This is a genomic window from Microbacterium sp. zg-Y625 (assembly GCF_030246925.1).
GTDB lineage: Bacteria > Actinomycetota > Actinomycetes > Actinomycetales > Microbacteriaceae > Microbacterium > Microbacterium jiangjiandongii.
This window is the reverse complement of the sequence record NZ_CP126740.1, coordinates 2,697,427-2,722,334: the sequence shown is the minus strand read 5'-3', so window position 1 is coordinate 2,722,334 and position 24,908 is coordinate 2,697,427. Positions and strand designations below refer to the sequence as shown.

Sequence of the window (24,908 nt, the reverse complement as noted above, 5' to 3'; positions counted from 1 at the left end):
CCACTCCGGGAGCACGCCCGCGCCCTGTCACATTTCGCCATACGGCGGCGCCTCGGCACGCGCCCAGGCGGCCCTTCGGCCCCTCGCCGACACAGGCCGACACATTCGCGCGGGGCCCGAGCCATGCTTCGGCCCTCCTGCCTACGCTGACCTCCACCCCGCCGCACCGGCTGTGACATCGCCGCCGGCGCACCGAGAGAAAGCGACGCACCATGTCCGCCACCTTCCCGACCCGCTCCGCGGTCGCCGCCACCGCGGCGCTGGCACTGCTCGCCCTCACCGCCTGCGCGCCGGCGACCTCCGGCCCTGCCGCCGCCGGCTCCGGGGAGCCGGTCGACGGCGGCACGCTGGTGTACCTCGAGCACCAGGCGCACACGACGCTCTATCCGCCGTCGGCGGGCTTCTACCCCAACGGCGGCATCGTCAACAACGTCTTCGATCGCCTCGTGTGGCAGGACCCCGAGTCGCTCGAGCTGAAGCCCTGGATCGCCACCGATTGGGAGGTGAACGAAGACGCCACCGAGTACACGTTCGACCTGCGCGACGGCGTGACGTTCTCCGACGGCACGCCGCTTGACGCCGAGGTCGTCGCGAAGAACTTCGACCTCTACGGCCTCGGCGACCCGGAGCGGGGACTCACCGTCTCGGAGGCCATCAACAACTACGAGCGCAGCGAGGTGGTGGATGCCGACACGGTCACCTTCCACTTCTCCGCGCCGGCTCCCGGGTTCCTGCAGGCCACGTCGACGAACAACTCCGCCCTGCTGTCGGCGGACACCCTGGACTTCACCCTCGAGCAGTTCGCGCCCGGCAATTCCGCCGAGGTGATCGGCTCGGGTCCGTTCACGATCACCGATGAGGAGATCGGCTCGGCCCTCACCCTGACCGCCCGCGACGACTACGACTGGGCGCCGCCGGACCGCGCCCACCAGGGACGGGCGCACCTGGATGCGGTGCAGATCCAGGTCACCCCCGAGGACAGCGTGCGCGTGGGTGCGCTCCTCTCGGGGCAGGCCGACTACATCCGCTACGTCGAGGCGCAGGACGAGGCCCAGGTGGATGCCGCAGGCTTCGCGGTCTACGCGCCGCAGACCGGCGGCGTCAACAACCACCTGAGTCTGCGCCCGCGGGGCCAGATCCTCTCCGACATCCGCGTGCGCCAGGCCCTCGTCGCCGGCATCGACCGGCAAGAGGTGGTCGACACCATCTACAGCGAGCGCTATCCGCTGGCCACCTCGATCCTCAGCAGCAGCGCGCAGGGCTACCTCGACACCTCGGACGCGTTCGGGTACGACCCGGAGGGGGCGGCTGCGCTCCTGGAAGAGGCGGGCTGGATCGAGGGCGCCCACGGCATCCGCGAGAAGGACGGCACGCAGCTCACCCTCGTCGTGAACGAGTCGGCGCCCCAGCCGCGCTCGTTCGAGGCGCTGACCCTCATCAGCCAGCAGCTGAAGAAGATCGGCGTGGATCTGAAGATCCTGAAGGCGGATGCCGGCTCCGCCGCTGAGGCCGTGCGCGACGTCGAGCAGGTGCAGGTGTACCACTCGATGGTGGCCCGCGCCGACCTCGACGTCATCAAGAGCCAGTTCTTCTCTCAGAACCGCAACGCCCTGCTGAACCTCGACTACGACGACGGCACCATCGGCGACCCGCGGCTCGAGGAGCTGCTGCAGGCCGTGGCATCCGAGGCCGACCCCGACCAGCGCATCGTCGAGAGCCAGCAGGCCCAGCGCTACCTGGCAGACCAGGCCTACGTCGTGCCCCTGTTCGAGGAGCCCCAGGTGTACGGCGCGGCCGAGCGCGTGCACGGCGTCACCTTCGAGTCCGTCGCACGGCCGAGCTTCTACGAGATCTGGCTCGCGGACTGATGCGCTACCTCGCCCGCCGTACGGGTCAGGCGGCCATCGTGCTGCTGGCCGCGTTCACCGGGGCGTTCCTGCTGCTGCAGGCGCTTCCCGGCGACGCGATCATGATCAAGTACGAGAACCCCGAGCTCGGGCTGTCGCCGCAGCAGATCGCCGACGTGCGCGAGCGCTTCGGCGTGGACACCCCGCTGCCGGTGCAGTACGTGCACACCCTGCTCGGGTTCGCCGGCGGCGACTTCGGCTACTCGCTGCAGACCGGCACCCCGGTGCGCCAGCTGCTGGCCGAAGCCGTGCCGCACACCCTCGCCCTCGGCGGCATCGCGCTGGTCGTGGCGGTGCTGCTGGCCGGCCTCATCGCCTTCGGCTCCAGCCTGCCGCGGCTGCGGTGGCTGCGCGATCTGCTGCGGTCGGTGCCGCCGCTGGTCGTCTCGATCCCCACGTTCTGGCTCGGCATCATGCTCGTGCAGGTGGTGAGCTTCCAGCTCGGCTGGGTGTCGGTCATCGCGCCCGGCCCGATCGAGGGGCTCATCCTCCCCGTGATCACGCTCGCGGTGCCGCTGTCGGCCCCGCTCGCGCAGATCCTGGTGCGCAGCATCGACGACGTGGCGGCGCAGCCGTTCGTCGCCGTGGTCCGCGCCCGGGGAGCGACGCCGGCGTGGATCCTCGGGCGCAACGTCGCCAAGAACGCGATCCTCCCCACCCTCACGATGGCGGGGCTGCTCCTGGGCGACCTCATCGGCGGCGCGGTGCTGACCGAGACGGTCTTCGGTCGCCCCGGCATCGGCCGCATCACCGAGCAGGCGGTGGGCCAGCAGGACATCCCGGTGCTCCTGGCTGTCGTGGTGCTGGCGGCGGCGTCCTTCGTCGTGGTGAACCTCGCCGTCGACCTGCTGTATCCGGTGCTCGACCCACGGCTGGCCGCGCGCGCCCGAGAAGGAGTCCCCGCATGAGCACGCAGACCCTCGCCGGGATCGGCGATCTCGTCGACGACGCGGCATCCGTCCACTCCCGTCCCGACACCCCGGCCTCGACGTCGCGCGGCATCCGCCGGCGCGAGCGGCTGCGGCGCATCCGCCCGGGCGTCGTGCTGGCCTGGGGTGTGCTGGCGGTCGTCGTGGCCTGGGCCATCGCCCCGGGCCTGTTCACGCCCCTCGATCCGATCGCGGGGGATGCCGCGGCCGCGCTGCAGGCACCCAGCGCGCTGCATCCCTTCGGGACGGATGCCACCGGGCGCGACATGTTCGCCCGCGTCGTGCACGGCGCCGTGCAGTCGCTCTCCGGAGCGCTGGTGGCCGTCGCCGTCGGGTTGACCGGGGGGACGCTGCTCGGGGTCGTGGCCGGGTCGCTGGGCGGGTTCGTCGACGACGTGCTCATGCGGGTCGTCGACGTGCTGCTGGCGATCCCGGGGCTGCTGCTCGCGCTCAGCTTCATCATCATCCTCGGCTTCGGCACGGTGCAGGCCGCGATCGCAGTGGGCATCGGCTCGATCGCGAGCTTCGCGCGGCTGAGCCGCTCGGAGGTGCTGCGGGTGCGCGGCACCGATTACGTCGAGGCCGCCTACGCCAGCGGCGGCGGTTTCTGGACGGTGCTGCGCCGGCACATCCTCCCCAACTCCCTCACCCCCGTGCTGGCCCTCGCGGCGCTGAACTTCGGCGCGGCGATCCTGGCGATCTCGGCGCTGGGGTTTCTCGGCTACGGGGCGCCGCCGCCCACGCCGGAGTGGGGGCTCATGATCGCGGAAGGTCGAAACTACATCGCCACCGCCTGGTGGCTGACGACCCTCCCCGGCCTCGTCGTCGTGGTGGTGGTGCTCAGCGCCAACCGGCTGAGCGCCGCGGCGGCCGAGCGGGGGAGGCGCTGATGGCCCGTGAGGTGCTGCAGGTGTCGGGACTCGACGTCGCGTACGAGGTGGCCGGCGCCCCGGTGACGGCGCTGCAGGGCGTGGACCTCGCGCTCGGCCAGGGCGAGGTGCTCGCCGTCGTCGGCGAATCCGGCTCGGGCAAGACGACGCTGGCGCAGGCGGCGACGGGCCTGCTCGCCGCCAACGGACGCATCACCGCGGGGCGGGTGGCCCTCGGCGACCTCGATGTCACGGGGTGGACCGACCGGCAGTTCCGGGCCGTCCGCGGCACGCGCATCGGCTGGATCCCGCAGGACCCGCACAGCTCTCTCAACCCCGTCGCCCGCATCGGCGACAGCGTGGCGGAGGTGCTGCGCGTGCACCGGTGGAAGGACGAGACCGCCCGCCGCCGCCGGGTGGTGGAGCTGCTCGATCGCGTCGGCATCCCCGAGCCCGACCTGCGGGCGCGGCAGTATCCGCACGAGCTGTCGGGCGGGATGAAGCAGCGCGCCCTCATCGCTGCGGCCATCGCGCTGCAGCCGGCGCTGCTGATCGCCGACGAGGCCACCAGCGCCCTGGACGTGACGGTGCAGAAGACCATCCTCGACCTCATCGACGACCTCCGCCGCGAGCACGGCACCGCGGTGCTCATGGTCACCCACGACCTCGCCGTCGCCGCCGACCGCTCGCACCGCATCGCGGTGCTGCAGGGCGGGCGCCTGCAGGAAGCCGGCGAGACCGCCCGCGTGCTGCAGGACCCGCAGAGCGCGTACACCCGGCGTCTGCTCGCCGACGCGCCCTCGTTCGACACCGCGGTGCGGCCGCCGCGCGAGCACGTGACCGTCGCATCGGGCGCCGCCGGAGAACCACCCGCGATCACCGTGACGGGGCTGTCGCAGCACTTCCCGCGCGGGCGGCGGCGTGACCCGCTGCGGGCCGTCGACGACGTGTCGTTCACCGTGGCGCCGGGCACCACCCACGCGATCGTGGGGGAGTCCGGGTCGGGAAAGACCACCCTCGCCCGCATCATCATGGGCTTCCAGCGGCCCACCGCCGGCAGCGCCGTCGTCGCCGGACATGAGGTGGCACGGCTGCGCCGAGCGGATGCCGCGGCATTCCGCCGTGACGTGCAGATGGTCTACCAGAACCCCTTCGCCTCACTCGACCCGCGCCAGAGCGTCGGCGCGATCGTCGCCGAGCCGCTGGTGAATTACCGCCTTGGGGATCGCGGTGCACGGCAGCGGCGCGTGGCCGAGATGCTCGAGCGGGTGGCGCTGCCGGCAGACGTGGCGGCCCGCCGTCCCCGCGAGCTGTCCGGCGGACAGCGGCAGCGGGTCGCCATCGCCCGCGCCCTCGTGCTGGAACCCCGCGTCGTCGTGCTCGACGAGGCGGTCTCGGCGCTGGATGTCACCGTACAGGCGCAGATCCTGCGGCTGCTCGAGGAGCTGCAGCAGGGCCTCGGCGTCACCTATCTGTTCATCTCCCACGACCTCGCCGTCGTCCGCCGCATCAGCGACACCGTCTCGGTGCTGCGCGCCGGCCGGATCGTGGAGAGCGGCACCACCGAGCGGATCTTCACCGATCCGCAGACCGAAGACACCGCACGGCTGCTGGCCGCCATTCCCGGCGGCACTCGGCAGTCCCCGCCACCGGCGGCCGTCCCCACTGAAGGAGTACCGGCATGACGCAGCGTCTCGCCCTGTTCACCCGCCTGCTCGACGAGGCCGGCCCCGCCGAGCGCTTCCGCCTCGCCCTGGAGCAGATCCAGCATGCGGAGCGCTTCGGCATCGGCCGCGCCTGGGTGGCGCAGCATCACTTCCGCGCCGAGGAGGGCGGGCTGCCGTCGCCCTTCGTCTTCCTCGCCGCCGCGGCCGCGCGCACCTCCGGCATCCGTCTCGGAACCGGCGTGGTCACCCTCACCCTGGAGGACCCGGTGCGCGTGGCCGAGGATGCCGTCGTCGCCGACCTGCTCTCGGGCGGCCGCGTGGACCTCGGCCTCGGCAGTGGCGGCGCGCCGTCGTCGTTCGTGCCGTTCGGCATCGAGCCGGCCGAGAAGACCCCGCAGTACGAGCGCAAGCTCGCGGTTCTCCACGCGGCGCTCGCCGGGGGCGACCTGGGCGGCGGCGCGCGGCTGTACCCGTCTGCCGGAACGCTGCGCGACCGGCTCTGGCAGGCGACGTTCTCGCCCCCTGGCGGCACGCGGGCGGGAGCCGCCGGCGACGGTCTGCTGCTCTCGCGCACGCAGCCGCGGCCCGAGGGCCGCCCGGATGCGTCGCTGGCCGATCTGCAGCAACCGATCGTCGATGCGTACCTCGCGGCTCTCCCCGCCGGAGCGACCCCGCGCATCACGGCGTCGCGCACCGTCTTCGTCGCCGACGACCGCGACGAGGCGCTGCGCCTGGCCGAGACCGGGCTCACCCGCGCCGCGGTGGGCCTGCGCCGGGCCGGCCACACGCTCCCCGACGACCTGCCCGGACTCATCCGCGCAACGGACACCCATGTCGGCACCCCCGACGACGTCGCTGCATCGCTCGCCGCCGACCCGGTGCTCGCCCGCGCCGACGAGGTCGCCTTCCAGGTGCACTCCGTCGACGCGCCCCACGATCTGGTGCTGCGCTCGATCGAACTGTTCGCCACCGAGGTCGCGCCCGCACTCGGGTGGGCGACCCCGGCATCCGTCCCCGCCCGCCACGAATGGAGCACCGTATGACCGCCTTCCCGCCCGATGTCATCGATGAGCTCGCCGGCGTCGCGCCCGGCTCCGCGCTCGACGCCCTGCGCCGGCAGCGTCCCGTCACCCGGGAGCAGGCGCAGGAGAGCTTCGCCGCGCTGTTCGCGCCCCGAGACGACACCCAGGTGCCGCTCGCGGAGCGCCTGCTGATCGCTGCATTCGCCACCCGCCTCACCGGCGACGACGCCACCGCCCGGTTCTACGCGGACCACGCATACCGTGTGGATCCCGACCGCGCGCTGGTGGTGGCTGATGCCGCCGCCGAAGCCACCGCCCCCGGCCCCTTCGGCCGCTACCGGGAGCCCGGCCTGCAGGCCGAGAGCACCGAGGGCCTGCGCTGGCAGGCGCCCGCCGAGCTGCGCGCGGCGGTGGGCGACCAGCTGGCCGCCGCCCTCGGGCACGCGCACCTGCTGGTGGTGCGCCCGCGCGAGGCGGACGCCGCGGCGCTCGCCGCACTGACGGATGCCGGCTGGTCGGTCGACGCCGTCATCACGCTGTCGCAGCTGGTGGCGTTCCTGTCGTTCCAGCAGCGGGTCGTCACGGGCCTGCGCACCATCGCCGAGGAGGCCGCAGCATGACCATCGAGACCCCGATCGCCACCGTCCCCGACCGGTTCACGCGTGACCAGGTCGGCTGGACCCCGCACCTCGAGCCGAAGGCGGTCGCGGACCTCGACGAGCGGGATCACGCCGGCCTCGTCGACCGCGGCCGCGCATCGAGCGACTACTTCCGGCTGCTCGTGCGCGATCCCGAGATCCTGGGGGCACGCACCCGCGTCGACAAGGACATCTTCTACAACACCGACGGCGGGTTGCCGCGTGCCGAGCGCGAGCTCGCCGCGACCGCCGCGTCCCGCGTCAACGGGTGCGTCTTCTGCGCGTCGGTGCACTCCCGGTTCGCCGCGCACCACTCCAGCCGCCCCGATGAGGTGCAGCGCCTGCTGGACGAGGGCGTCGAGGCCGACCTCGGCGAACGCTGGAACGCGATCGTCGCGGCATCGGTCGCGCTCACCCGCACGCCGTCGGCGCTGACCGTCGACCACGTGCGGCGGCTGCGGGAGGTGGGCCTGGACGAGCTCGCGATCGCCGACGTCGTGCACGGCGCTGCGTTCTTCAACTGGGCGAACCGGCTGATGCTCTCGCTCGGGGACCCCGTCGCCCTCGCCTAGCCCGCGTCGCTGGGCTGCTCGAGTGTCGCGTCCGCACGGTCGCGCGCCGCGGCATCCGCCATTCGTGACACTCGAGCGGCGCGGGTGACGAGAGCTCGGCGGGTGACGGGAGCTGGGCGGGGAGGAGTCAGGCGACGGGGAAGTTGTCGCGGAAGAGCGCTTCGGGGTCGTAGCGGCGCTTCACCTCGCGCAGCCGCGCCAGCGTGTCGGGCGGGAAGGCCTGCGCGACGATGGCCGGGTCGGTGCGCGACTCGAAGCTGAGGTACAGCCCGTCGAAGTGCGTCGCGAGGGCGTCCCACAGCTCGTCGAAGACCGGGCCGCGGCCGATCGCGGTCACCGAGAAGGCCGCGTCGCGGTGGGCGTACGCGGTCGCTTCGGGGGCCACATCGGCGACCGCGCCGCCGACCGAGCGGATCTGGAACCACGGGCTCGCGCCCGAGGCGACCAGCGCCGCGATGGCGTCGGCGGACTCATCGAGGTCGCGCAACAGGCCGGAGCGGAACCGGGGCTCGCCCTGGCCGTCGTGCACGGCGTCGGCGGCATTGGCCATGACCGTGGCGTACGTCGACAGCTGGACGGACTGGCCGACCAGCGGCGCCAGCTGCGCGAACGGCTGCAGCCGGTCGATGATCGTGTCGGGGTCGGGGTTGTCGACGACGCCGTACACCTGCGCGAGGGGAGGCTGTCCACCACGGGCGGCGCTGAGGATCGCGAACAGCGTGACGTCGCGCGGGGCAGCCTGCATCGTCGCGCCGAAGCCGCGCACGAACCCGGCCATATCGGTGGCGTCGAAGGTCAGCTGCACCCAGCCGAGGTCGCCCACCGGCATCGCCTCGAACTCGAACGACGTGACGACTCCGACGTTCGCGCCGGCGCCGCGCACAGCCCAGAACAGGTCCGGGTTCTCCTGGGCGCTCGCGCGCACGACGGATCCGTCGGCGAGCAGCACGTCGGCCGCCACCATCCGGTCGATCGTCAGCCCGTGCTCGCGCGCGAGGAACCCGATGCCGCCGGCGGTGGCGAGTCCGCCGACGCCGACGCCGCCGTAGTCGCCGCTGGAGATGGCCCACCCGTGCGGTTCGAGCGCGCGGGCGACCTGCATCCACCGCGCACCCGGGCCGATGCGCACCCGGCGGGTCTCGGGGTCGAGTACCTCGATCTGCGAGAGCGCCCCGAGGTCCACGACGATGCCGCCGTCGTTGGTGCTGCGGCCGCTGACGCCGTGCCCGCCGCTGCGGATGCCGACGGGGAGGTGCCGATGCCGGTGGGCGAACGCGACGGCATCCGCCACCTCTCCGACATCGCGGGGCCGCAGCACGATGCCGGGCGAGCCGCCGCGCATATAGGTGGAGCGGACCGTGCGGTACGCGAAATCGCCGGGTTCGATCGCCGTCTCGCGCAGCGATGCCGGCAGGTCGTCGTAGGCGATGCCCTCCCGGCGCTGCGCGATCGCGCGGGCGCTGCGGCCCGGCGCGGCGCTGCCCGTGCGGGCACGTTCGGCGGCGACCGCCTCGCGCACGACGGGGATCGTCTCCGACGCGAACCGTTCCAGGAATGCGGGGTTGTCGCTGCTGACGATGAACGCCGACATCCCGTCCTGCAGGGCGAACTCCACGAGCTGGTCGGCGCTCTCGCCGCCCGAGATGTTCAGCAGGCGCCGCACCTCGCCCGGGTGACGCCCGGCGGCGGCAGCAGCGTCGTCGATGCGCGCGTTGGCGGCGGCGAGGTCGGCCGGCTGCATGTACGACAGCGACGGCAGCCAGCCGTCGGCCTTGCGGCCCGTGAGGCGCAGCATCCGCGGCTTGTACGCGCCGAGCCAGATGGGCACCTCGTGGGCGGGGGCGGGTCCCCGCTTGGCGCCGTGGACGGGGTAGTGGTCGCCGCCGTGGACGGCACCGCGCTCGCCGACCGCCCAGAGCTCCCGGATGAGATCGATCGCTTCGCTCAGGGCTTCGACGGACTCGCCGGGCGTGAGCCGTGGCACCCCCATCGCCTCAATCGCGTCCCAGAACGCCCCCGATCCCAGGCCCAGATTGAACCGGCCGCCGGAGAGCAGGTCGAGCGATGCCGCGGCGCGCGCCAGCACCGGCGCCGGCCGCAGCGGCAGGTTCGCCACGTTGGGGGAGATCTGGATGGTCGAGGTCGCGGCGGCGGCGTACGACATCAGGGTCCAGGTGTCGAGGAACCGCGGCTGGTACGGGTGGTCCTGGAAGGTGGCCAGGTCGTAGCCGAGCTGCTCGCTCAGCTGGGTCAGCTGCACCACGTGCTGCGGGTTCGCCGCGGCAGGGGTGAGGAAAGTGCCGAAGAGCAGGTCATGTCCGTAGTCCACACCCCCGGCAACACTCAGGGGGCGGGAATGCTTCCCCGAGGCATCCACGCGGCATTCCCCCGACACGGGGCGTCACACGGCGAAAGCCATCGACACACTTGTCTGCGGCGCGTGACGCGCATGCCGGGGTTTGCCTAGCCTGGCCACACCGCCACGTACGCCGCGCCCGTCGCGAGCGACCCAGACTCCGGGAGAACCATGTCCCCGCTCATCACTGCCGACGCCCTCGCCGACCTGATTGCGGCCGGCCAGCCGGTGCGGATCCTCGACGTCCGGTGGCGCCTGGATCGCCCCGACGGGCGGGCGGAGTACCGCGCCGGGCACATCCCCACCGCGGTCTACGTCGACCTCGACCGCGAGCTCGCCGGACGAGGGGAGCCGACCGACGGTCGCCACCCGTTGCCATCGATCGCCGAACTGGGCGAGGCGGCGCGGCGGTGGGGCATCGACGACGGCGACACCGTGGTCGTCTACGACGACCTGTCGTCCTTCGCCGCCGCACGCGCCTGGTGGCTTCTGACCGACGCCGGCATCGCCGACGTGCGCATCCTCGACGGTGCGCTCTCGGGCTGGACGGCTGCCGGGCATCCGCTCGAAGAGGGCAGTGTCGTGCCGGTCCCCGGCACTGTCACACTGCGCCGTGGCATCCTGCCCCGACTGACCATGGCCGCAGCCGCCGCCCTCCCCGAGCGCGGGGTGCTGCTGGACGTCCGCTCCGAGGAGCGGTACCGCGGCGACTCGGAGCCGATCGACCCGCGGGCGGGCCACATTCCAGGAGCCCTCAACGCCCCCACGGGCGGCAACGTCGACGCCGAGGGCCGCTTCCTCGACCCTGCGGCGCTGCGGGAACGCTTCGCGGCCCTCGGCGTGACGGACGGCGCACCGGTGGGGGTGTACTGCGGGTCGGGTGTCACCGCCGCGCACACGGCCTTCGCGCTCACCCTCGCGGGGTACCAGCCGCACCTCTACCCGGGCTCCTGGAGCCAGTGGTCCAACCATCCCGACCGCCCCGTGGCGCTCGGGTCGCAGCCGGGCGGGCGTTCATGAGCCGCTACATCGTCGTCGGCGCGGGTGCAGTCGGGGGGCTGTTGGCCGCGCAATGGACGCTCGCCCAGGTTCCCGTCGTGCTGGTGGCGCGCGAGGAACCCGCCCGCGCCGCGATCGCCCGCGAGGGTGTCTGCGTCCGCAGGCCCCACGGTGACCAGGCGGTGCCGGTCGAGGTTGTCGGCTCCCTCGCCGTCGCCCGACCGACGGCCGCCGACACCCTCGTCCTCGCCGTGCGGGCGCAGCACGTCGACGAGACCCTCGCCGCGATCGCCTGGATCCCGCTCGTCGATGGCCGCGGGGTCGTGGCGGACCTGCCGATCCTCACCCTGCAGAACGGCCTGGCCGCGGAGCGCACCGCCCTTCGCCGGTTCGACACGGTGGTCGGGGTCTCGATCGGCGCACCGGTCGCCCTCGTCGAGCCCGGCGTGGTGGTCGCGGCCGCCCATCCGATCGTCGGCGCGGCGTGGCTCGGCGGCTACCCGCGGCCGCTGCCCTCGCAGGAGGAACGGCACCGGCTGGCGCTCGCGGCGGCGGGTTTCGCGGCATCCGTCGAGCCCGACATCGCCGCCGCCAAGCGCCGCAAGCTGGTCGCGAGTCTCGGCAACGTGGTGGACGTCTTCGACGCGACGATCGAGCAGGCGGAGCATGCCGCCGCCGCCCTCGCCGCCGAAGCCCGTGCGGTCTTCGCCGCTGCCGGACTGGCCGTCGCTCCCGCCCGGGACGGCGTGCGGCTGCAGGTCGGCGAGGTCGCCGGGCATGACCCGCGGCACGGCGCGGTCTGGCAGAGCTTCGCGCATGGCACCTCGAGCGAGGTCGACCACCTGAGCGGCGAGGTCGCGCTGCTGGCGCGGCTCGTCGGCGTCGCCGCGCCGCTGAACGCGGCCGTCGCCCGCGCGCTCGGAGGCCTGGCGCACCGTGGCGGCGCTCCGGGCGAGCTGCCGCTGCCGGCGGAGTTCGGCTTCGACCTCGTCGGCGCACAGCGGTCGCGCCGGTGAGCGCGCCGGACCCCGCGTCGCCGCTGCGCGTGGTGGGCGTGTCGGGTGCCCTGCAGGCGCCGAGCAAGACCACGGTGCTGCTCTCGGCGATCGTGGATGCCGTCGCGACGCGGGTGCCGGCGAGCTCCCGCATCATCGAGGTCGCCGAGCTCGGCGGATCGTTCGCCGGTGCGCTCACCCGGGAGCAGCTGGGCGCGCCGGCGCAGCAGGCCCTCCATGACATCGAGACGGCCGACCTGCTCGTGGTCGCGTCGCCCGTCTACCGGGCGTCGTTCACCGGGCTCTTCAAGCACCTGTTCGACTTCGTCGACCAGTACGCGCTGGTCGGGACCCCCGTGCTGCTCGCGGCCACCGGCGGCGGCGACCGGCATGCGCTGATTCTGGAGCATCAGCTGCGACCGCTGTTCGGGTTCTTCCAGGCGCTGACGCTGCCGGTGGGCGTCTATGCCAGCGCCGCGGACTTCGACGGGTACGCGCTGCGCTCGCCGGAGGTGCACGCCCGCATCGTGCAGGCGGTCGATCGCGGGCTGCCGCTCGCACGGAAGGCCGTCGACCAGGAGGTGTCGCCGTACGTGTCGACGTGGTGACGCGGATGCCGCGGCATCCGCTCGGCTGTCAGCGCTTCTTCGCCGGGGCGGCGGCGACGTCGAGCTTGTCCTTGCCGCCGAGCGAGGACCAGGCGCTCGCGACGCCTTTGGCTGCGTGCTCGGCCGCGCGCACCGCGCGCTCGTCGGCCCACTCGTTGAGGACGTGCCCACGGTGGCCGCGTACGTGCTCGAGCACGACGTCGGGAAGGCCCGCCGCGCGGCGGGCGTCGCGGGCGACGATGAGCTGCTCGAGCAGGTCGCGGTTCTTGGTGGGGGAGCCCGTGGAGGTCTTCCAGCCGCGACGGCGGTGGCCGTCCATCCAGGACTGGTAGGTGTCGATGGCGTACTTGGAGTCGGCCTGGATGTGCAGGTTCGCCACGTCCGGGTGGTCGGTGATCGCCTTCAGCAGGCCCATCAGCTCGCCGACGTTGTTCGTGCCCTGCGGGATCGCGCCTGCGGCCCAGTGCCCGTCGGCGGCGACCCACGCCCATCCGGTCGGTCCGGGGTTGCCCTTGCAGGCGCCGTCGGTGGCCACGATGTAGGGGGAGTCGGGAGAAGCGGGGGAAGTCATCGCCCGCAAGATTACCTTCCCGGGCTGCGGTCGCCGTGCCGGCGCCGGGGCGGTGCCGTGGCTTCGGTCGTCGCATACGTGCCCATTGCGGGGTGGAAGGGGCCACTCGCATCGACCGAGTGCGGCGCGGGTCAGGGACGTGAGCGTCGCAACCAGCGCCGGCGCCGGCGCTGGCGCGGGGTCTCGGGCTCGGCGGTGGCGGATGCCGCCGCGTGCCGCGCCGCGCGGCGCTCGTGCCAGGCGGCCACCTCCTCCTCGACGTCGTGCAGGGGCGTCACGACCGGCGGGCCACCCTGCAGCTGGCGTCGCGCTTCGATCACGCGGCGGTTGAAGTCCGCGACGTAGTCGCGCACCTCCTGCTCCCGGAAGAACGCGTCGGCGCGCTCGCTGAACTCGGCGTGCTCGGTGCGCAGCATGAGGGACGGCGGTCCGAGACCGGTGAGCTTCTCGGTCTGGATCTTGCGGCGGATCCACCAGTCCGGGTCGTGCTGCGCACCCAGGCCTTCGAGAGGCTTGCCCGCCCCGGGGAGGTCGTCGAAGTCGCCGCGGCGGATGGCCTGCTGGATCGAGGTCTCGACGAAGGCGGCGCGGTCGGTCGCCATCGAGCCGCCCGGGCTCGAGCGCACCTGGTCGGCCTCCGGCGGTGCGGCTTCCGGCTCCGCGGGGGCATCGCCCTCCGCCTCGGCATCCATCTCACGCTGCAGCTTCTCGACGCGGTACCGCGCGGCGTCCAGTCGAGGATCCTCGCTCATCTCCACCTCCCGCCCTTCCACGCTAACGCGGCGTGATTCTGCCGGGGCCGCTCGCCTGTCGCATTCTGCGGCTTGCGCGATCGGGTAACCGCAATCCGCGACAGGCGAGGGGCGGGAGGCGAGGGGCGGGGGCGAGGGGCGCACGAGAGCGATACCGAGTATGTATATACTCAGAAATCACATACGCGGTATGCAGTGACGGGAGACACGATGTCGGTACGACAGAGCCTGCTGGCGATCCTCGACCAGGGGCCGTGCTACGGCTACCAGCTGCGGGCGGAGTTCGACCGTCGCACCGGATCGACCTGGCCGCTGAACGTCGGCCAGATCTACAACACCCTCGATCGCCTGGAGCGCGACGGGCTCGTGGAGAAGGGCGATATCGACGAGCAGGGGCACGTGTACTGGCAGATCACGGATGCCGGTCGGGCCGAGGTGCGCGCCTGGCTCGCCGCCCCGGTCGAGCGCGGCCAGGGCACCCGTGACGAGCTCGCGATCAAGCTCGCCGTCGCGGCCACCCTCCCGGGTGTGGACGTCACCGAAGTGATCCAGACCCAGCGGCGCGCGTCGCTCGCGCAGCTGCAGGAGCTGCAGCGCGCGAAGTACGCCGGTGCCGACCCGGATGGTCCCGAAGAGCTCGCCTGGTCGCTCGTCGTGGATGCCATGATCTTCACCGCCGAGGCCGAGGTGCGCTGGCTCGACCACACCGAGCAGCGCCTCGCGATGCACCCGCGCCACGCGATGGCGCTGGAGCTGTCGACCGACAAGCCCAAGCGGGGGCGGCCTGCGAAGGCCGCCGCGACCACGGCGGCGGCGGCGCGATGACCCGTGCGCGCACCGAGTCGGTGCTGCGCCTGGTCGGAGTCACGCAGCAGTACGGCGTGGGAGAGACCGCCGTCAGCGCACTGGCCGGCGTCGACCTGGACGTGGCCCGCGGCGAACTCGTCGCCGTGATGGGGGCATCGGGCTCGGGCAAGTCGACGCTGCTGTCGATCGCCGGAGGCCTGCAGCAGCCCACCACCGGGGAGGTCATCGTCGAGGGCACCTACCTCTCCACGGCATCCCCACGCGACCTCGCCCGACTGCGGCGCCAGTCGCTGGGCTTCGTCTTCCAGGACTTCAACCTCATCCCCACCCTCACGGCGATGGAGAACGTCACGCTGCCGCTGGAGCTCGACGGCTTCCGGGCCCGGGTGGCGCGCCGGGCCGGCAAGGACGCGCTCGCCGCAGTCGGTCTCGAGGACAAGCTCGACGCCTACCCCGACGACCTCTCCGGCGGACAGCAGCAGCGCGTCGCGATCGCCCGTGCCGTCGTCGGCGGCCGCCGGCTGATCCTCGCGGACGAACCCACCGGTGCCCTCGACTCGGTGACGGGAGAGGCCGTGATGAAGATGCTGCGCTCGCGAGTGGATGCCGGTGCCGCCGGCATCCTCGTGACTCACGAGCCGCGCCACGCGGCGTGGGCCGATCGCATCGTGTTCCTGCGCGACGGCCGGGTCGTCGACGAATCCCGCCGCGCCGGCGCCGAGTCGCTCCTGAGCGACGCCCGATGACCGTCACCGCCCCGGCCCCCGACCTCGCGGAGCCGCCCTCCGCCGAACCCGCCGAGCGACCGCCCACCGAGCGTCGCTCACCGTGGCCGCGCCTGCGCGCCGACCTGCGCCTCGCCTCGCGGCAGGTGCGCCGGGCGTGGGCATCGAGCCTGCTCGTGGTGGCGCTCATCGCGCTGCCGATGGCGCTCGTCTCCGGCGGCATAGTCTTCGCCGTGAGCCACGTGCCCACGACCGAGGAGACGCTCACCGCGGAGCTCGGCCAGGCCGATAGCTGGGTCGCGATCGTGAACGGCCCCGATCCGTCACTGCGCCAGTACCTCGACGAGCCCACATGGTGGGAACTCGACCGCGACGACATGACCGGCATCCCGGCGAACGCGGAGCAGCCGATGCCGGAGAGCGCCGCGCCGCTGCTGCCGGCCGGACTCGACCCGATCGAGATCGGCTTCGGCGCCGTCACCGCAGAGACCGCGGGCGGCACCGGCTCGCTCGCCGCCGTCATCGGCGACGCGTGGGACCCCGTCCTCGACGGACGCTTCGAACTCCACGACGGCCGCGCGCCGCGGGGCTCTGGCGAGGCGATGGTCTCGCCCGGCGCCCTTCAACGCCTCGGCGCTCGGGTCGGCGACGACCTGGTGCTCACCGAGCCTGCGGCATCCTTCACAATCACGGGAGTCATGACGCAGGCCGAGGACCCGGATGCCGCCGAGCTCGTCTTCCTGCCGGCGACCGCGTCACTCCGGGCCCTGCAGGTGGACGTGACGTCCACGCGCTGGTTCCTCCCGGAGTGGAGTCCCACCGCCGACGACGTGGCAGAGCTCAACAGCGAAGGCCTCGTCGTGCTCGACCGGCACCTGTACGCCAACCCGGGGGCCGGTGCGGCGCCGGGCTCGTCCGCCGCCTCGGTCTGGTCGATCGTGGCGATCGTGGCTGCTGCCGCAGCGTTCAGCGGCTACCTCGTGGTGCTGCTGGCGGGTGCCGCGTTCTCCGTCAGCGCCCGGCGACAGCAGCGCGCGCTCGCTGTCGCCGCGAGCGTCGGCGCCGGTCGCGGAGACGTGTTCCGTATCGTGCTGCTGCAGGGCACCGTGCTGGGTCTGGTCGGCGGCGTCATCGGCTCCGGACTCGGCATCGGGCTCGGCATCCTGTTCCTGCACCTGCTCGACGACGGTTCGGCTGCCGCGTTCTGGGGGCTGCACGTCCCGTGGCCGGCGCTCGTCGGTGTCGTCGCGTTCGCCGCGATCGTCGGCACGCTCGCCGCGCTGATGCCGGCGCGCGCCGCCACCCGCGGCGAGGTCATCGCTGCGCTGCGCGGCGCGCGGCGCCCGGTGCGCGTGCGCACCGACCGGCCGCTGTGGGGCTCGCTGCTGCTGGCGGCGGGCGTCGGTCTCACTGCGGTGTCGGGGACGGTGCTCGCCACGGTCGATCCCGTCGTCGCCGACGGCACGCCGCATCCGCTGTGGGTCGCGGGCACCATCGGAATCATCGCCGGCCCGCTGCTGCTGCAGGTCGGCGTCATCCTCGCCGGCCACTGGCTGCTGACGCTGCTCACCCGCGTCCTGTCGCCCCTCGGCATCGCGTCCCGCATCGCCAGCCGCGATGCGGCGGCGAACCCGGGGAGGATCGTCCCCGCGTTCGCCGCGATCGCCGCCGTCGCCTTCCTCTCCTCCGCGGCCCTCGGCGGCGTGGGTGTGAGCCTCGGTTCCACCGAACGCGGCTGGGTGCATCAGGGGCCGCTCGGCAGCGTGGCGATGACCGCGTACCCGAGTGAGTCCGGCGGTGATCCGGGCCCCCTACTGGAGGAGGCACACGAACGCGGTCGGGCGCTGCTCGAGCGCAGCGGTCCGTCGGCCGTCGGGAGTGTCTGGTCGCAGGGCTGGCCCGGCGAGTATGACGAGCGGGGACGGCTGAAGCCGACGGATGGCACGCTGGTTTCGCCGCTGCTGCAGGATTACGTCGCCTGCAGCGACGCAGACCCCGACCCGAACTGCGTCTTCCCGTCCCGGGCAGCTGTCGGCTACCACCACGCGCTCGGCGTCGTCGCGGCATCCGATCTCGAGGCGGTGCTGGGGGTGCCCGTGCCGGACTCCGTCCGGTCGGCCTTCGGGAGCGGCGCGGCGATCGTCAGCGACCCCCGGTTCGTGAGCCCTGACGGTCGCGTGGTGCTGAACACCGTGACGCTCGAGCAGGTCGAGAGCGACTCGTCCGACCGCTGGAACCCTGACGCCGGCGACGGCCACGAAGTCGACGTCGCCGCCATCGACCTCCCGCAGGCACTGCCGTGGGGAGTGGTCATCTCGCCGCAGACGGCCGACGACATCGGCGTCCTCCGGGGCGGCCTCACGCTGGTCGCCGCATACCCCCAGCCGCCGTCGGTGACGCAGCTGGATCGCCTGCGGGCGGACGCCGAGAGTTCCTCCCGCGCGCACCCTGACGTCTACATGTACCCGCACCTGGAGAGCGGTCCGCCCGCCCCTGCCGGCTGGCTGTGGCTGATCCTCGGCGCGACCGCCGTGCTCGTCGTCGCCGCGAGCGCCGTGGCTCTCGGGCTCGCACGGGTGGAACGCCGCCCCGACGACGCGACGCTCGCGGCCGTCGGGGGCAGCCGGCGCCTGCGACGCGGCATCGCGTTCTGGCAGGCACTCGTGATCGCCGGGATGGGAGCGATGACCGGAGCCGTCGCCGGCATCCTGCCGGTGTGGGGCCTCGTGCTCGCCAGCGGGAACAACTACAACCCGCCGCAGCTGACCGACCTGCCGTGGGTCTGGCTCACGCTGCTCGCCGTCGGCCTGCCGCTGGCGATCGCGCTCGCGTCCTGGCTCGTGCCGCCCCGGCATCCGGACCTCACCCGCCGCACCGCGATCGCCTGAGTCTGGCCCGCTACCCTGCAGTGGTCGGGCAGGGGAGCGGAGGCGGGGCGATGGGCGACGGCGTGATCCTGGTCAACGGAGTGCCCGGCGCGGGCAAGTCGACCCTCGCGCGCAGGCTCGGCGCCGAGCTGGGCCTGCCGGTCGTGTCGAAGGACGACCTCAAGGAGGCGCTGGCGGATGCCGTGCCCGCCACGTTCCCGCTGGCTCGCCTCGGTCCGCTCGCGGCGGACCTCCTGTGGGAGGTGGCGGCAGGGCTCTCCGGCCCGGTGATCCTGGAGTCGTTCTGGCTCGCCGACCGAGATCGCGCCTTCGCCGCCGCGGGCCTCGCGCGATGTGGCCGGTCGCAGCACGCGGAGGTCTGGTGCGATGTCCCCGTCGAGCTGGCGCGCGCCCGGTACGAGGCGCGGATCGGTCACGTCGTCCACGCTGACAGGGGGAGCGCGGCCGACTGGGGCGCCTGGCGGCATGCCGAGCCGCTCACGTCCGATGCCATCCGCGTCGACACGAGCCGCGCCGTCGACGTCGCGGCGCTCGCCCAGGTGCTCGGCGCCCGGTTGGCAAGCGCCCCCTGACTCGCACGCCACGACGGTTACCGGTTCGTTGCCGAATCGGCCGGAAATCCCTCTTGTGAGCGCTAACAGTGAGCGCTAACATCTCGGCACGACCCGAATCGGGCGCTCATCACAGCGCGGCGCACGGGTGCGCCGAGGCAGGAACAAGGAGGTTCGTGCAATGAAGAAGAAGCTCATCGCGGTCACGGCAGCAGTAGGCATGCTGCTCGGGCTCGCAGGCTGCGCCAGCGGTGGTGACGGTGGCACGGCCGCCGGGTCGGGGGAACCGAAGCCCGTCGAGGAACTCGTGGTCGGTTTCGCCCAGGTCGGCGCCGAATCCGGCTGGCGCACCGCCAACACCAAGGACATCCAGGCGGCCTTCGAAGACGCCGGCATCGAGCTCAAGTTCTCCGACGCCCAGCAGAAGCAGGAGAACCAGATCAAGGCGATCCGCTCCTACATCCAGCAGGGCGTCGACTACATCGCCTTCTCTCCGGTCGTCGAGACCGGCTGGGACGCGGTGCTCAACGAGGCCAAAGCCGCCGGCATCCCCGTCGTCCTCACCGACCGCGCCGTGGATTCGCAGGACGAGTCGCTGTACGTCTCGTTCCTCGGTTCGGACTTCATCGCCGAGGGCGAGAAGGCCGGCCAGTGGGTGGTGGACGAGTATGCCGACGCCACCGAGCCGGTGAACATCGTGCAGCTGGAGGGCACCACGGGCGCCGCTCCCGCGCTCGACCGGGCCGAGGGCTTCGCCGACGTGATCGCCGACAACCCCAACCTCACCGTCATCGCGAGCCAGACCGGCGACTTCACGCGGGCCGGCGGCAAGCAGGTCATGGAGGCGATGCTCAAGTCCAACCCCGACATCGACCTCGTGTACGCGCACAACGACGACATGGGTCTCGGCGCGATCGAGGCGATCGAGGCGGCGGGAATGGTGCCTGGGGAGGACATCAAGATCGTCACCGTCGACGCCGTGAAGGACGGCATGCAGGCGCTGGCCGACGGCAAGATCAACTTCATCGTGGAGTGCTCGCCGCTTCTCGGAAAGCAGCTCGTCGACATCATCACCACCCTCAACGAGGGTGGCGAGGTCGAGAAGCGCATCATCACGGAGGAGACGACCTTCACCCAGGAGCAGGCCGTCGAGGCGCTGCCCGACCGTCAGTACTGACGTGGGACACGCGAGGGGCGGATGCCGCCGGGCAGCCGCCCCTCGCTGGTCGCACGTCACCCGGCCCGTTCGACGGAGAACAGCATGACCGATCCGACCCGCCCCGCAGCGCCCGCCGGCGGCCCGCCCGTGGTCGAGATGACCGACATCTCGATCTCGTTCCCCGGCGTGCGGGCACTGGATGCCGTCTCGTTCCGCATGTTCCCCGGTGAGGTGCACTCGCTCATGGGAGAGAACGGCGCCGGCAAGTCCACCCTCATCAAGGCGCTGACCGGGGTCTATCAGGTCGACTCCGGTGTCATCCGCCTCGGAGGCGAGGAAGTGCTCTTCCACACCACGGCCCAGGCGCAGGCGGCCGGCATCTCGACCGTCTACCAGGAGGTGAATCTGCTGCCGAACCTGACCGTCGCCGAGAACATCATGCTGGGGCGGGAGCCTCGGCGGCTGGGTGCGATCGACACCCGCCGGATGAAGGCGCGGGCGGCCGAGGTGCTCGACGGGCTGGGGCTCGCCGTCGACCCCGGGTCGCTCCTGGGGTCGCACTCGCTGGCGATCCAGCAGCTCGTGGCCGTCGCCCGGGCGATCAACATCGACGCCCGCGTGCTGATCCTCGACGAGCCGACCTCGAGCCTCGACGCCGACGAGGTGGCGGAGCTCTTCCGCATCATCCGCTCGCTGAAGGACGGCGGCGTGGCGATCCTCTTCGTCTCGCACTTCCTCGACCAGGTGTACGAGATCGCCGACCGCCTGACGGTGCTGCGCAACGGGCGCCTGGTGGGGGAGTACCTCACGCCGGATCTTCTGCGCATCGACCTGGTGCACAAGATGATCGGCAAGGAGATCGCGACCCTCGAAGACCTGGAGCAGCAGGTGAAGGAGGATGCCGATGCCGGCAACGCGACGGTCTTCCTCCGGGCCCGCGGGCTCGGGCGCAAGGGCGCCGTCGCGCCGATGGACCTCACGATCCACGAGGGGGAGGTCGTCGGGTTCGCCGGACTCCTCGGCTCCGGGCGCACCGAGATCGCGCGGCTGCTGGGGGGCGTTGACCGGGCCGACACCGGCGAGCTGGCGGTGCGCGGCGAGACCGGGCGCCTGCGCACCCCGCGCCAGGCGCTGTCGGAGCGCATCGCCTACTCCAGCGAGAACCGCCGCAGCGAGGGGATCGTCGACGAGCTGACCGTGCGCGACAACATCGTGCTCGCCCTCCAGGCCGACCGCGGCTGGTTCCGGCCCATCCCGCACCGTCGGCAGCAGGAGCTCGCGGAGAGCTACATCCAGGCGCTCAACATCCGCCCCGCCGACCCCGATGCCCTTGTGCGCAATCTCTCGGGCGGCAATCAGCAGAAGGTGCTGCTGGCGCGCTGGCTGGCGGTGGCGCCGCGGCTGCTGATCCTGGACGAACCCACCCGCGGCATCGACATCGGCGCCAAGGCGGAGATCCAGAAGCTCGTCGTCGGCCTGGCCGAGAACGGCATGAGCGTCGTGTACATCAGCGCCGAGCTCGAGGAGGTGCTGCGCCTGAGCCACCGCATCGTCGTGATGCGCGACAGGCAGAAGGTCGCGGACCTCGCCAACGACGACCTCACCGTCGAGGGCCTGCTGGCCCTCATCGCCGAGGGCGACCGGTCCGAACTGCAGAACACCGACCGTGGAGACAATGCATGAACGCCGCCCTCGCCCGCTTCGTCTCCAGTCGCCTGTTCTGGCCGCTGGTGATGCTCTTCGTCCTCTTCCTCATCAACGTCGTGGCGTTCCCCGGGTTCTTCACCATCACGGTGCGAGACGGCAACCTCTACGGCTCGCTCATCGACATCCTCCGCAACGGTGCCCCGACGCTCATCATCGCCGTGGGCATGACGCTCGTGATCGCGACCCGGGGGATCGACCTGTCGGTGGGGGCCGTGTGCGCCATCGCGGGCGCCGTCGCCTGCAGCATCCTCCTCGGCTCCTCCGATCCCACGGCCCCGGGCACGGTCGTCGTCGCGGTGCTCACCGCGCTGGCGGTGGGGCTCGTCTGCGGGCTGTGGAACGGCTTCCTGGTCTCGGCCCTGGGCATCCAGCCGATCATCGCCACCCTCGTGCTCATGACGGCCGGGCGCGGCATCGCCATGCTCATCACCGAGGGGCAGATCCTCACCGTCAACAGCCCGCCGTTCAAGGCGCTGGGGGCGGGGTTCTGGCTCGGCATCCCCATCGCCGTCTTCGTCGCGGCGTTCGTGTTCCTGCTGGCGGCGGTCCTCACCCGGCGGACGGCCCTGGGCATGCTCATCGAAGCGGTCGGCATCAACCCCGAGGCGAGCCGCCAGGCCGGTGTGCGGGCGCGGGCGCTGCTCTTCGCCGTCTACACCTTCTGCGCCCTCTGCGCCGCGGTCGCAGGGCTCATCCTCACCGCCAACACGATGGCCGCCGACGCCAACAACGCGGGCCTGTTCATCGAACTCGACGCCATCCTCGCCGTCGTCATCGGAGGCACGTCGCTTGCGGGTGGACGCTATTCGCTCACCGGAACCCTCATCGGCGCCCTCGTCATCCAGACGCTGGTCACCACCGTCTACACCGTCGGCATCCCGCCGATCGCGACGATGGTGTTCAAGGCCGCCGTGGTGACGGTGGTGTGCCTGCTGCAGTCGCCCACCACCAGTGACGCGTTCCGCACTTTCCGGCGACGACTCGCACTGCGATCGGGCAGGGGGGTGGCAGCGGCATGACCATCTCCCTCGCCCCCACGCCCGCCCCGGCGCAGAGCCCCCTGCGGCGCGCGACGGGCGGCATCCGGGGCACCTTCACCAGCCCGCGGTACGGTCCCGTGCTCGTCACCCTCATCCTGTTCGCGGCGGTGTTCATCGGCGGGGGGCTTCGCTATCAAGGGTTCTTCTCGGGACAGGTGCTGCTGAACCTGCTCGTCGACAACGCGTATCTGATCGTGCTGGCGGTGGGCATGACGTTCGTCATCCTCACCGGGGGCATCGACCTGTCGGTGGGGGCGGTCGTGGCGCTGTCCACGATGATCGCCGCCAGCCTGCTGCAGTCGGGGTGGCCGGCTGCCGCCGTCGTGCCGTTGATCCTCCTCGCCACGAGCACCCTGGGGCTGCTGGTGGGGATCATGGTGCACTACTTCAAGGTGCAGCCCTTCATCGCGACCCTGGCTGCCATGTTCCTCGCCCGCGGGCTCTGCTACATCATCAGCCAGAGCTCGATCTCGATCACCGACCCCGCGTTCATCGCGTTCGGCGTCGGGCGCATCCCCCTCGGCGGCGGTCTGTCGATCACCCCGAGCGTGATCATCGCGCTCGCCCTTGTCGTCGTCGCGGTGTGGGTGCTGCATCGCACCCGGTTCGGGCGTACGGTCTATGCGCTGGGCGGCAGCGAGCAGAGCGGGCTGCTGATGGGGCTGCCGGTGGCGCGGACGAAGGTGCTCGTCTACCTGATCAGCGGCCTCTGCTCCGGCATCGCGGGGGTGCTGTTCACCTTCTACACGCTGTCGGGGTATCCCCTCACGGCCGTCGGCACCGAGCTCGACGCGATCGCGGCGGTCGTCATCGGCGGCACCCTGCTCGCCGGAGGCTACGGATACGTCCTGGGGTCGGTGCTGGGGGTGCTGGTGCTCGGCATCATCCAGACGATCATCTCGTTCGAGGGGACGCTGTCGTCGTGGTGGACGAGGATCTTCATCGGTGCGCTGCTGCTGGTGTTCATCGTGCTGCAGCGCGTGCTGACGGCCCGGCGACGATGACCTCGAGTGCGGAGCCGCCGCGCGCTCCCGGGATAATGGGGGCGAGGCGCGGACGATGACGGCGCACGAGGGGAGCCAGCGGAGCAGGTGAGCGGCAACGGCGGTGACCGGGGACGCGTCGCGACGATCTTCGATGTCGCGCGCGTGGCCGGCGTCTCGCATCAGACCGTCTCCCGCGTGCTCAACGATCTGCCGAACGTACGCCCCGCGACCCGGGAGCGCGTCGAGGAGGCCATCGCCGAGCTGCGCTATGTGCCGTCGCAGGCGGCTCGCGCCCTCGTCACCCGGCGATCGCGCACCATCGGGCTCGTCGCCACGGGGTTGCCCGACTTCGGCCCGGCCAGCACGGTGCGCGCCGTCAACGAATCGGCGCGGGATGCCGGCTACGCCGTGATCACCATGAGCCTGGCCGACGCCGAGGTGCCCTCGCTGCGGTCGGCGGCCGAGATGCTCATCCGCCAGGCGGTCGAGGCGATGGTGCTGGTCGTCGACGAGGGCGCCGCGCTGGCCGCCTTCGACGGCTGGGAGCTGGGGGTACCGCTCGTGGCAGTGGCATCGGACAGTCGCGGGCGGGCCCAGCGGGTGACGATCGACCAGTACCGGGGTGCGCGCGCGGCGGTGTCGCACCTGCTGGATCTGGGGCACCGCGACATCCGGCACATCGCCGGTCCGGAAGGCTCCATGGATGCCGAAGAGCGCCTGCGCGGCTGGCGGGACGAGCTCGTCGAGGCCGGCGCCGCGGCCGGGGATCTCGTGCGCGGCGACTGGTCCCCCGGTTCCGGATTCCGCGCCGGGCAGCGTCTGCTCGTCGACGGTGTGCCGGGTGCGGTGTTCGTCGCGAGCGACCAGATGGCGGTGGGTCTGCTGCACGCGTTGTCGGTGGCGGGGCTGCGGGTGCCCGAAGACGTCAGCGTGGTCGGGTTCGACGACATCCCCGAAGCGGCCCATCTCTCCCCGCCGCTGACGACGATGCGGCAGGACTTCGTGGGGTTGGGGCAGGATGCCATGGCGGCCGTGCTGGCGATCCTGCAGGACGACCAGTCGCCGCAGTATCCCGCTCCGCGGCTGCCGCAGCTGATCCTTCGGGCGAGCACCCGCCCGGTCTGACCAGGCATCGATGCGGCCGGGTCGACCGCCCACCG

22 protein-coding genes are annotated in these 24,908 nt (G+C 72.3%); 19 read left to right on the top strand and 3 right to left on the bottom strand.

What is annotated here, in order from left to right:
- The first annotated feature begins 212 nt into the window (after positions 1 to 212).
- The 7 genes from QNO14_RS12705 to QNO14_RS12675 are packed head-to-tail and all read left to right on the top strand — an operon-like array spanning position 213 to position 7,604.
- Complete coding sequence (locus QNO14_RS12705) at positions 213 to 1,868, top strand: TIGR04028 family ABC transporter substrate-binding protein (RefSeq protein WP_257505596.1); 1,656 nt, start codon at positions 213 to 215, stop codon at positions 1,866 to 1,868.
- Positions 1,868 to 2,815 (top strand): ABC transporter permease, encoded by a 948-nt coding sequence (locus QNO14_RS12700; protein WP_257505595.1) that lies wholly within the window; start codon positions 1,868 to 1,870, stop codon positions 2,813 to 2,815. Before QNO14_RS12705 ends, QNO14_RS12700 begins: the two co-directional genes overlap by 1 nt.
- Entirely contained in the window at positions 2,812 to 3,726 is a 915-nt protein-coding gene (locus QNO14_RS12695; protein ID WP_257505594.1) for an ABC transporter permease, read from the top strand. The genes QNO14_RS12700 and QNO14_RS12695 overlap by 4 nt, the downstream gene beginning before the upstream one ends.
- Positions 3,726 to 5,390, top strand: a complete 1,665-nt coding sequence (locus tag QNO14_RS12690; protein ID WP_257505593.1) for a dipeptide ABC transporter ATP-binding protein — start codon at positions 3,726 to 3,728, stop codon at positions 5,388 to 5,390. The genes QNO14_RS12695 and QNO14_RS12690 overlap by 1 nt, the downstream gene beginning before the upstream one ends.
- Positions 5,387 to 6,415 (top strand): putative FMN-dependent luciferase-like monooxygenase, encoded by a 1,029-nt coding sequence (locus QNO14_RS12685; protein WP_257505592.1) that lies wholly within the window; start codon positions 5,387 to 5,389, stop codon positions 6,413 to 6,415. The genes QNO14_RS12690 and QNO14_RS12685 overlap by 4 nt, the downstream gene beginning before the upstream one ends.
- Positions 6,412 to 7,014, top strand: coding sequence for a CMD domain protein (locus QNO14_RS12680; protein ID WP_257505591.1), 603 nt, complete (start codon positions 6,412 to 6,414; stop codon positions 7,012 to 7,014). Before QNO14_RS12685 ends, QNO14_RS12680 begins: the two co-directional genes overlap by 4 nt.
- A complete protein-coding gene (locus QNO14_RS12675) occupies positions 7,011 to 7,604 on the top strand; it encodes an alkylhydroperoxidase domain protein (protein WP_257505590.1) in 594 nt (197 codons plus the stop codon). The genes QNO14_RS12680 and QNO14_RS12675 overlap by 4 nt, the downstream gene beginning before the upstream one ends.
- A 127-nt stretch (positions 7,605 to 7,731) precedes the next feature.
- Here QNO14_RS12675 and QNO14_RS12670 read toward each other — a convergent pair whose 3' ends face one another.
- Positions 7,732 to 9,981: an LLM class flavin-dependent oxidoreductase gene (locus QNO14_RS12670; protein ID WP_257505589.1), complete on the bottom strand. Its 2,250-nt coding sequence runs from the start codon at positions 9,979 to 9,981 to the stop codon at positions 7,732 to 7,734.
- A gap of 150 nt (positions 9,982 to 10,131) precedes the next feature.
- Here QNO14_RS12670 and QNO14_RS12665 point away from each other — a divergent pair, with 150 nt between their 5' ends.
- The 3 genes from QNO14_RS12665 to msuE are packed head-to-tail and all read left to right on the top strand — an operon-like array spanning position 10,132 to position 12,562.
- A complete protein-coding gene (locus QNO14_RS12665; RefSeq protein WP_257505587.1) occupies positions 10,132 to 10,980 on the top strand; it encodes a sulfurtransferase in 849 nt (282 codons plus the stop codon).
- Positions 10,977 to 11,975, top strand: a complete 999-nt coding sequence (locus QNO14_RS12660; protein ID WP_257493903.1) for a ketopantoate reductase family protein — start codon at positions 10,977 to 10,979, stop codon at positions 11,973 to 11,975. The genes QNO14_RS12665 and QNO14_RS12660 overlap by 4 nt, the downstream gene beginning before the upstream one ends.
- On the top strand, positions 11,972 to 12,562 hold the full coding sequence (gene msuE, locus QNO14_RS12655) for an FMN reductase (protein ID WP_257493902.1): 591 nt from the start codon (positions 11,972 to 11,974) through the stop codon (positions 12,560 to 12,562). The genes QNO14_RS12660 and msuE overlap by 4 nt, the downstream gene beginning before the upstream one ends.
- A gap of 28 nt (positions 12,563 to 12,590) precedes the next feature.
- Here msuE and QNO14_RS12650 read toward each other — a convergent pair whose 3' ends face one another.
- Positions 12,591 to 13,133: a ribonuclease H family protein gene (locus QNO14_RS12650; protein ID WP_257493901.1), complete on the bottom strand. Its 543-nt coding sequence runs from the start codon at positions 13,131 to 13,133 to the stop codon at positions 12,591 to 12,593.
- Positions 13,134 to 13,264: 131 nt separating this feature from the next.
- Entirely contained in the window at positions 13,265 to 13,885 is a 621-nt protein-coding gene (locus QNO14_RS12645) for a DnaJ family domain-containing protein (RefSeq protein ID WP_257505586.1), read from the bottom strand.
- A gap of 210 nt (positions 13,886 to 14,095) precedes the next feature.
- Between QNO14_RS12645 and QNO14_RS12640 the strand changes: the two genes are divergently transcribed.
- The 9 genes from QNO14_RS12640 (at position 14,096) to QNO14_RS12600 (ending at position 24,873) form a co-directional block, all read left to right on the top strand.
- Positions 14,096 to 14,710, top strand: a complete 615-nt coding sequence (locus tag QNO14_RS12640) for a PadR family transcriptional regulator (RefSeq protein WP_257505585.1) — start codon at positions 14,096 to 14,098, stop codon at positions 14,708 to 14,710.
- Positions 14,707 to 15,438, top strand: coding sequence for an ABC transporter ATP-binding protein (locus QNO14_RS12635; protein WP_257505584.1), 732 nt, complete (start codon positions 14,707 to 14,709; stop codon positions 15,436 to 15,438). Before QNO14_RS12640 ends, QNO14_RS12635 begins: the two co-directional genes overlap by 4 nt.
- Positions 15,435 to 18,305, top strand: coding sequence for an FtsX-like permease family protein (locus tag QNO14_RS12630; RefSeq protein WP_257505583.1), 2,871 nt, complete (start codon positions 15,435 to 15,437; stop codon positions 18,303 to 18,305). Before QNO14_RS12635 ends, QNO14_RS12630 begins: the two co-directional genes overlap by 4 nt.
- 50 nt (positions 18,306 to 18,355) lie before the next feature.
- Positions 18,356 to 18,877 (top strand): P-loop nucleotide/nucleoside kinase family protein, encoded by a 522-nt coding sequence (locus QNO14_RS12625; RefSeq protein ID WP_257493896.1) that lies wholly within the window; start codon positions 18,356 to 18,358, stop codon positions 18,875 to 18,877.
- Positions 18,878 to 19,037: 160 nt separating this feature from the next.
- Complete coding sequence (locus QNO14_RS12620; RefSeq protein ID WP_257493895.1) at positions 19,038 to 20,033, top strand: ABC transporter substrate-binding protein; 996 nt, start codon at positions 19,038 to 19,040, stop codon at positions 20,031 to 20,033.
- 84 nt (positions 20,034 to 20,117) lie between these two features.
- Positions 20,118 to 21,698 (top strand): sugar ABC transporter ATP-binding protein, encoded by a 1,581-nt coding sequence (locus QNO14_RS12615; RefSeq protein ID WP_257505582.1) that lies wholly within the window; start codon positions 20,118 to 20,120, stop codon positions 21,696 to 21,698.
- Positions 21,695 to 22,741 carry an ABC transporter permease gene (locus tag QNO14_RS12610; RefSeq protein ID WP_257493893.1) on the top strand — a complete coding sequence of 349 codons (1,047 nt, stop codon included), beginning with the start codon at positions 21,695 to 21,697 and terminating at the stop codon, positions 22,739 to 22,741. Before QNO14_RS12615 ends, QNO14_RS12610 begins: the two co-directional genes overlap by 4 nt.
- A complete protein-coding gene (gene yjfF / locus QNO14_RS12605; protein WP_257505581.1) occupies positions 22,738 to 23,766 on the top strand; it encodes a galactofuranose ABC transporter, permease protein YjfF in 1,029 nt (342 codons plus the stop codon). The genes QNO14_RS12610 and yjfF overlap by 4 nt, the downstream gene beginning before the upstream one ends.
- Positions 23,767 to 23,853: 87 nt before the next feature.
- Positions 23,854 to 24,873 (top strand): LacI family DNA-binding transcriptional regulator, encoded by a 1,020-nt coding sequence (locus QNO14_RS12600; RefSeq protein WP_257493891.1) that lies wholly within the window; start codon positions 23,854 to 23,856, stop codon positions 24,871 to 24,873.
- The last annotated feature ends 35 nt before the right edge of the window (positions 24,874 to 24,908 follow it).